Source organism: Micromonospora sp. RV43, from assembly GCF_001029515.1.
Taxonomy (GTDB): Bacteria; Actinomycetota; Actinomycetes; order Mycobacteriales; family Micromonosporaceae; genus Micromonospora; species Micromonospora aurantiaca.
Window position 1 is genome coordinate 1 of sequence record NZ_LEKG01000249.1, and the last position, 7506, is coordinate 7506.

At 74.4% G+C, this 7506-nt stretch carries 9 protein-coding genes; 8 read left to right on the top strand and 1 reads right to left on the bottom strand.

The window, feature by feature from the left end; translation table 11 throughout:
- The first annotated feature begins 138 nt into the window (after nucleotides 1–138).
- From ABD52_RS34735 to ABD52_RS34750, 4 genes are read left to right on the top strand one after another with little or no spacing between them, the layout of a single operon-like run.
- Nucleotides 139–846, top strand: a complete 708-nt coding sequence (locus tag ABD52_RS34735) for an SRPBCC family protein (protein WP_030268674.1) — start codon at nucleotides 139–141, stop codon at nucleotides 844–846.
- On the top strand, nucleotides 843–1253 hold the full coding sequence (locus ABD52_RS34740) for a cupin domain-containing protein (RefSeq protein WP_013286648.1): 411 nt from the start codon (nucleotides 843–845) through the stop codon (nucleotides 1251–1253). The genes ABD52_RS34735 and ABD52_RS34740 overlap by 4 nt, the downstream gene beginning before the upstream one ends.
- Complete coding sequence (locus ABD52_RS34745; protein ID WP_047894521.1) at nucleotides 1250–2518, top strand: beta-ketoacyl synthase; 1269 nt, start codon at nucleotides 1250–1252, stop codon at nucleotides 2516–2518. Before ABD52_RS34740 ends, ABD52_RS34745 begins: the two co-directional genes overlap by 4 nt.
- Nucleotides 2515–3762, top strand: coding sequence for a beta-ketoacyl synthase N-terminal-like domain-containing protein (locus tag ABD52_RS34750; protein ID WP_047894522.1), 1248 nt, complete (start codon nucleotides 2515–2517; stop codon nucleotides 3760–3762). The genes ABD52_RS34745 and ABD52_RS34750 overlap by 4 nt, the downstream gene beginning before the upstream one ends.
- A 3-nt stretch (nucleotides 3763–3765) precedes the next feature.
- Here ABD52_RS34750 and ABD52_RS34755 read toward each other — a convergent pair whose 3' ends face one another.
- Entirely contained in the window at nucleotides 3766–4203 is a 438-nt protein-coding gene (locus tag ABD52_RS34755; protein WP_013476565.1) for a GNAT family N-acetyltransferase, read from the bottom strand.
- 257 nt (nucleotides 4204–4460) lie between these two features.
- Here ABD52_RS34755 and ABD52_RS34760 point away from each other — a divergent pair, with 257 nt between their 5' ends.
- From ABD52_RS34760 to ABD52_RS34775, 4 genes are all read left to right on the top strand, one after another.
- Nucleotides 4461–5858, top strand: coding sequence for a class I adenylate-forming enzyme family protein (locus ABD52_RS34760; RefSeq protein WP_047894523.1), 1398 nt, complete (start codon nucleotides 4461–4463; stop codon nucleotides 5856–5858).
- 180 nt (nucleotides 5859–6038) lie between these two features.
- Nucleotides 6039–6302 (top strand): acyl carrier protein, encoded by a 264-nt coding sequence (locus ABD52_RS34765; protein ID WP_013286639.1) that lies wholly within the window; start codon nucleotides 6039–6041, stop codon nucleotides 6300–6302.
- The gene (locus ABD52_RS34770) at nucleotides 6302–6547 is read left to right on the top strand and encodes a hypothetical protein (protein ID WP_013286638.1); all 246 of its coding nucleotides are present in this window, start codon (nucleotides 6302–6304) and stop codon (nucleotides 6545–6547) included. Before ABD52_RS34765 ends, ABD52_RS34770 begins: the two co-directional genes overlap by 1 nt.
- Nucleotides 6540–7506 (top strand): beta-ketoacyl synthase N-terminal-like domain-containing protein (locus ABD52_RS34775; protein ID WP_235437649.1); only part of this gene is annotated, 967 nt, incomplete at its 3' end. The genes ABD52_RS34770 and ABD52_RS34775, both read left to right, overlap by 8 nt.

Genomic DNA, 7506 nt, shown 5'->3' on the forward strand with positions numbered 1-7506 from the left:
CGCCCCGCCCGCCGACGCCGCGGCCGAGGCGTCCCCGGCGCGGGCCGTCGTGCCCGACCCGCGCGGCGCGGCCGAGCCGGGCGGCCGTACCCCCGTCAGCGCCGTGCCCGCCGCCGGCCCGACCACCTGGAGGAACCGATGACCGTCGCCCCCGACCGCCCGCTCGCCCGCGAGATCACCGACATCCTGGTCACGCACTGCGGCCTGGACCCGGACGCCGCCGCCGGCGCGCCCGCCGCGAGCCTGGAGGAACTGGGCATGGACTCGCTGGCGCTGCTCGAACTGTCGGCGGTGGTGGCCGACAGGTGGCGGGTGAAGATCCCCGAACAGGCCGGGCAGCTCAGCATCGCCGGCGTCGCCGACCTGGTGGCCCGCAAGGCGGACCCGCCCGGGCACACCGAGAACGCCGTGGAGATCGCCGCGCCGCTGCCGCTGGTCTGGGAGATCACCAACGACGTGGCCGGGTGGCCGGACCTGTTCACCGAGTACGCCACCGCGGAGATCCTGCACCGCGACGGCGACACCGTGCGCTTCCGGCTCACCATGCACCCGGACGAGAACGGCGTGTCGTGGAGCTGGGTCAGCGAACGCACCGCCGACCCGGCCACCCGCGAGGTGCACGCCCGGCGCGTCGAGACCGGCCCATTCGAGTACATGCGCATCCACTGGCGCTACGACGAGACGCCCGCCGGCACCCGGATGACCTGGACCCAGGACTTCGCGATGAAGCCCGACGCACCGGTCGACAACGCCGCCATGACCAACCGGATCAACACCAACAGCACGATCCAGCTCGCCGTGATCAAGGAGAAGATCGAGCGGGCGCACGCGGGAGGCGCGCGATGACCGACACCACCACCGCCCGGGTCTCCGTCCACGACGTACCGGCCGACCGCCGCCGCGGCGGGGAACTGCGGGTGCTGCTCGGCCCGAAGACGGTCGGCAGCACCTCCGGATTCATGGGCGTCGCCACGCTCGCGCCGGGGGAGCGGATCGCCGAGCACTACCACCCGTACAGCGAGGAGTTCCTCTACGTCGCCCGCGGCGCGATCACCGTCGACCTGGACGACACGCCGGTGCCGGTGGCCGCCGGGGAGGCGCTCTACGTGCCGAAGGACGTGCGGCACCGGCTGCGCAACACCGGCGACGAGCCCGCCGAGGTGGTGTTCCACCTCGGACCGCTCGCCCCGCGCCCGGAACTCGGCCACGTCGACACCGAGAGCGCGGCACCGCCGCCACGGGAGCCGTCGTGACCGGCCGGCGCACAGTGGTCACCGGCATCGGCGTCGTCGCACCCGGCGGCGCCACCCGGGACCGCTTCTGGAAGACGATCACCGAGGGGCGCACCGCGACGCGACGGATCAGCTTCTTCGACCCGTCGCCGTTCCGGTCGCAGATCGCCGCCGAGTGCGACTTCGACCCGGACGCCGCCGGGATCACGCTCGCCGAACGGCAGCGTGCCGACCGGTACGTGCAGTTCGCACTCGCCTGCTCCGCCGAGGCGCTCGCGGACAGCGGCCTCGCCCTCACCGACGCGCAGCGGGAACGCACCGGGGTGGTGCTCGGCACCGCCGTCGGCGGGACCATGGCCCTGGAGCAGGAGTACGTGCGGGTCAGCGACTCCGGCCGGCACTGGCTGGTCGACCACGCGCTCGGCGGCCCGTACCTCTACCAGGCGCTGGTGCCCAGCAGCCTGGCCGCCGACGTGGCCTGCCGGCACGGCCTGTACGGCCCGGCGCAGGTGATCTCCACCGGCTGCACCTCCGGCATCGACGCCATCGGGTACGCCCACCAGCTCGTCGCCGACGGCGAGGCCGACGTGGTGCTGGCCGGTGCCGCGGACTCGCCGATCTCCCCGGTCACCGTCGCCTCGTTCGACGCGATCGGCGCGACCAGCCCGGACAACGACGACCCGGAGCACGCCTCCCGGCCGTTCGACGCCGACCGGCACGGGTTCGTCCTCGCCGAGGGCGCGGCGGTGCTGGTGCTGGAGGAGGCCGAGCACGCCCGCCGCCGGGGCGCGCACGTCTACTGCGAGGTGGCCGGGTACGCCAGCCGCAGCAACGGCTTCCACATGACCGGGCTGCGCCCGGACGGCGCGGAGATGGCGGTGGCGATCAGCGACGCGCTGCGGCAGGCCCGGCTCGCCCCGACGGCCGTGTCGTACGTCAGCGCGCACGGCTCCGGCACCCGGCAGAACGACAGGCACGAGACTGCGGCGTTCAAACGGGCGCTGGGGGAGACGGCGTACCGGGTGCCGATCAGCTCGATCAAGTCGATGGTCGGCCACTCGCTCGGCGCCATCGGCTCGATCGAGATGGCCGCCTGCGCGCTCGCCATCGAGTACGGCGTGGTGCCGCCGACGGCGAACTGGACCACCCGCGACCCGGAGTGCGACCTGGACTACGTGCCGAACGAGGCCCGGGAGGTGCCGGTGGACGTGGCGTTGTCGGTGGGCAGCGGATTCGGCGGATTCCAGTCCGCGATGGTGTTCCGCCGGCTCGCGGTGGCACCGTGACCGCGCGGGCCGTGGTGACGGGCATCGGCGTGGTCGCGCCCAGCGGCGTCGGCGCCGAGGCGCACTGGAACACAGTGCTCGCGGGCACCCGGCGCACCGGGCCGATCACCCTGTTCGACCCGGAGCGCTACCCGACCCGGGTGGCCGGGGAGGTGGCCGGCTTCGACCCGGCCGGGTTCAGCGACACCCGGCAGCGGGTGCAGACCGACAGGTGGACCCACCTGGGCTTCGCCGCCACCGGGCTGGCGCTCGCCGACGCCGGGCTGCCCGAGGTGTCGCCCGACCCGTACCAGTGGGCGGTCACGCTCGCCAGCTCGTCGGGCGGCAACCTGTTCGGGCAGCGGGAGCTGCAACGGCTCTGGGGCGGGCCGAGCCGCACCGTCGGGGCGTACCAGTCGATCGCCTGGTTCTACGCCGCGAGCGTGGGACAGCTGTCGATCCGCCATCAGTTCAAGGGGCCCTCCGGGGTGACCGTGTCCGAGTCGGCCGGCGGGCTGGACAGCCTGGCGCACGCGGTGCGCACCATCCGCCGGGGCACCCCCGTGGTGATCGCCGGGGCGACCGAGTGCCCGCTGAGCCCGTACGCGCTGGCCTGCCAGCTCCGCTCCGGCCTGCTCAGCGACGTGTCCGACCCGGAGCGGGCGTACCGGCCGTTCGACGTCGCGGCGAGCGGGTACGTGCCGGCCGAGGGCGGCGCCGTCTTCGTGGTGGAGGAGCTGGGCCACGCGCTGGCCCGGGGCGCCCGCGTCTACGGGGAGATCACCGGCTGGGCCGCCACCCACGACGCCGCGCCCACCGACCCGGCCACCGGCCCCGACCCGGCCCACTACGCCCGCGCGATGCGGCTGGCACTGGAACGCGCCGGGGTACGCCCGCACGACGTGGACGTGATCTGGCCGGACGCGCTCGGGGTGCCCGCGTACGACCGGGCCGAGGCAACGGCGCTGCGTACGGTGTTCGGCGACCGGACCCCGCCGGTGACCACGCAGAAGCCGCTGACCGGCCGGGCGCACCAGGGCGGGTCCGCGCTGGACGCGGCCACCGCGCTGCTGGCGTTCCGGCGCGGGATGCTGCCCGCCTCGGCCGGCCCGGACGAGCCGGCACCCGGCTGCGAGCTGACGTTCCTGCGGCAGCCCCGCCCGCCCCGCAGCCGGATCGCGCTGGTCGGCGCGCGCGGCTTCGACGGGTTCAACAGCGCGCTGGTGCTGCGCGGCGCCGCGCCCCCACCGGCGGGCGAGCACTGACCGTCACGACGGCCGGGCCAGGTACGCGGTCTTCGCGTCGCCGGAGAACCCGCAGGCCAGGTAGAAGGCGTGGGTCGCGGGTGAGCGCGACCCGGTCATGAGCATCGCCTTGTAGCAGCCCGCGTCCCAGGCGGCCCGGAGCGTGCCGGCCATGATCTGCCTGCCCAGGCCGGTGCCGCGCCGCGACTCGTCGACCACCACATTCTCGATGACCGCGTACGGCGACGCCGACCGGCTCAGGTTGGGGATCACGTTGAGGTAGGTGGTGGCGACGACCGCGCCGTCCACGTCGAGCACGAACAGGTGCAGCCCCTCGGTGGCCAGGATCCGCGCGAAGGCCCGTTCGTCGGAGCCGTCGCTCAGGTGCGGGTCGTCCGGGTTCAGCTGCCGGTAGAGGCGGATGAGCTGCGGGAAGTCGTCGGGCCGGGCGGCACGGAACATGCCGTGAGCGTAGCCGCCCCCGCCGTCCGCGCGGGGTGCCGCGCGCACAGCATCCGGCGGCCGGCGGACTACCTTGCCGGCGTGGCCCCGATCCTGCCTGTCCGATCGAGCCTGAGCAATCCACCCAGCCGCTGTTTTGGATCTAGCCATTTGCATCTGGCGATGCAGAAGAGGGGCGTCGTAGGGTTCCGCCATACCCCGAACGACGTACCCGCTGGGCGGATCCGCCCAGTTCCTCAGTGGAACGGTGGCTGGTCGTGACTGCACATCCCGTGGCGGAAGATCCTGCCTCGACGACGGTGGACTGGGTGGACGACATCCTGTTCACCGGCCGCGACACCGACGTCTGCCTGCGCCTGCCCGAACCGGTCGACAAGGGCACGCTGCGCCGGCTCGTCGGCGAGGCTCAGGACCGGCTCGCCGGGGCCGGGCTGCGCGCCGGAGGCGCCGCCGCGCTGCGCCTGCCGCCCTCGCTGGCGTACGTGGCGCACCTGCTCGCCACCTGGCGTACCGGCGCCCAGGCGGTGCTGCTCGACCACCGGCTCACCGACCACGAGGTCGACCAGGCGCTGCGCCGGCTCGGCCCGCAGGTGGTGGTCGCCCCGGTCCGAACCGGCGGCGGCGCGCTGCGGATCTTCTTCGACGTCACCGCGGGGGTCAGCGCGTACTCCGACCGCCCGGCGGGCAGCCCGCACGCGGTGATCCAGCTCAGCTCCGGCTCCACCGGACCGTCCAAGGTGATCGGCCGCACCGCCGCCGACCTGGTCGCCGAGGTGCACCGCTACACCCGCATCGACGGCGTCGCGCTGCCCGGCGAGCGGATCATCCTGCTCCCCAGCATGGTGCACGTGCTCGGCCTGGTCGGCGGCCTGCTCTACGGGCTGCACGCCGGCGTCGAGCTGTGCCCGCCGGAACGGCTCAGCGGCGACGCGATCCTCGCCGCCGTCGCCGCCCAGGACACCCCGGCCACTGTGCTCGGCGTCCCGTTCCACATCGGGCTGCTCGCCTCCACCACACCGGCCGGGCCGCTGCCCCAGCTCAAGCGCATGACCACCGGCGGCGAGCTGGTGCCCGCGGCCGTGGCGGACGCGTTCACCGGCCGCTACGGCGTCCCGCTGGGCAACATGTACGGGATGACCGAGGTCGGCGTCATCGGCACCGACCTGTACGGGCGGCACCGGCCCGCCATCGCGCCCGCCCCGGGCATCGAGGTACGCGAGCGCGACGGCGAGCTGTGGGTGAGCTGCCCGGCCAACCCGTACGTCGGACTGGCCGACCCGACCCGGTGGGCCGACGGCTGGCTGCACACCCGCGACGCCGGCGTGGTCGACCCGGACACGGGTCTGGTCACCATCAAGGGCCGGCTGGACTCGCAGGTGTCGGTGGGCGGCCTGAAGGTCGACCTGACCGAGGTGGAGGCCACAGTCACCGGGCTGCCCGGCGTCGTCGCCGCGGTCGTGGTCTGGGACGACGGCATCACCGCGTACGTCCAGACCGACGGCTCGCTGACCGAGGACACGCTCGACAAGCTGATCGCCGAGCGGCTGGCCGGCTTCAAGCGTCCCCGCACGCTGCGTCTGCTCGACCAGATGCCCCGCACCACCACCGGAAAGCTGGTCCGGTCCGTCCCGGCGCTGCGGGACGCGGCGTCGTGACCGGCCCGCTGTACGAGCCGCACACCCGCCGGACGCCCACCGGACGTCCGGTCCACCCCGAATCCCGCCCCGGACCGGCCGGGCAACGCGCCACCCGCGCGCCCGACCCCGCCGGTTCACACGCACACGGTGTCCCGACCGGGCACCGTCAGCCGGTACACGGAGAAGAGGTCTGAACCCATGCGAGACGAGGTCCGCACCTTCGTCGTCGAACAGCTCGCCGACATGAACTACGACGTGGAGGAGCTCGACGACGACACCACGCTCGGCCCCTCCGGCGTCGACCTGGAGTCGCTGGCCCTGGCCGACCTGGCGGTCCGCGTCGAGGACCGCTACGCCGTGAAGTTCGCCGACGACGAGTCGGAGAAGCTGGCGCTGATGACGGTCGGGGAGTTCACCACGATGGTCGCCGACCGGGTGGCCGCGAACAGCGACAAGTCCTGATGTCCGGTCAGCCCGACCTGGGGCGAGCTGACCTGGTGAGCATGCTCGCCGAACTGACCGCGAAACCCGCCGACCAGGTGCCGGACCGGCTCGGCTCGATGGAGCTGGCCTGGCTTGTGCACATGGTCGAGCAGCGCTACGACCGCCGGCTGGACCTGAGCGACGACGAACTCGCCGGCATCCGCACCGTCGACGACGCGCTCGCGGTGTTCCGTGGCTCTCTCACCGCTCCCGCAGATGGCTGAGCGGGAGACCGTACGGATCACCGGCACCTACGCGCTCAGCGCCCTCGGCAGGGGCGCCGACGCGCTGCTGGCCGGAGTGCTCACCGGCACCCCGGCGTTCGCGCCGGTGCGCCGTTTCGACACCACCGGCCGCCGGGTGACGGTGGCGGCCACCCTGCCGGACGTTGGCACGCTCGCCGGTGAGCTGACCGACGCGATCGACACCGCCGCCCGGGCCGCCGGACTGGACCGGGCCGGGCGGGCGGAGTCGGCGCTGTTCCTGGCCACCCACGGCGGGCCGTACTCGCTGCCCGTACCGCAGGGGTGGGACGAGCCGACGGTGCCGGCGCTAGCCGGTCACCTGGCCGCACGGTGCGGCCTCGGCGGGCGTACCCGGATCTACACCACCGCGTGCGTGTCGGCGAGCAGCGCGGTCGCCGACGCGTCGGCGCTGATCCGCCGGGGCGACCTGGAGCGGGTCGTGGTCGCGGCCGGTTACCTGGTCGAACCGGACCAGTACGCGCTGTTCGACGCCGGCCGGGCGCTCGCCGCCGACGGCGCGGTACGCCCGTTCAGCGCCGGGCGCAAGGGCCTGCTGCTGGGCGACGGGGTGGCCGCCGTGGTGCTGGAGTCGGCGGGCGCCGCCGCCCGGCGGGGCGCCGAGACGCTGGCGAGCGTGGCCGGGTGGGGCCGGGCGGGGGACGCGTACCACGCGTGCCAGCCGCACCCGGACGGGCTCGGGCTGGCCCGGGCGGTCGAGGCGGCGCTGCGCCGGGGCGGGCTGCCCCCGGACGCGATCGGTTACGTCAACGCCAACGCCACCGGCGCCGTCTTCTGCTTCAACGACACCCTTGCGCTCGGCGCGCACGAGCTGTTCGCCCCGGACCCGGCGGCGCCGGTCGACCCGTCCACCCTTCGGGCCGACTTCGACGCCACCGTGTCCGCCGTGCTGGACGAGGCCACGCTGATCCGGCCGGAGA

Bases quoted from the DNA above. Each gene is read 5' to 3' on its own strand.
- ABD52_RS34740 (WP_013286648.1), top strand. From the start codon at position 843: ATGACCGACACCACCACCGCCCGGGTCTCCGTCCACGACGTACCGGCC.
- ABD52_RS34770 (WP_013286638.1), top strand. From the start codon at position 6,302: ATGTCCGGTCAGCCCGACCTGGGGCGAGCTGACCTGGTGAGCATGCTC.
- ABD52_RS34755 (WP_013476565.1), bottom strand. From the start codon at position 4,203: ATGTTCCGTGCCGCCCGGCCCGACGACTTCCCGCAGCTCATCCGCCTC.
- ABD52_RS34735 (WP_030268674.1), top strand. From the start codon at position 139: ATGACCGTCGCCCCCGACCGCCCGCTCGCCCGCGAGATCACCGACATC.
- ABD52_RS34765 (WP_013286639.1), top strand. From the start codon at position 6,039: ATGCGAGACGAGGTCCGCACCTTCGTCGTCGAACAGCTCGCCGACATG.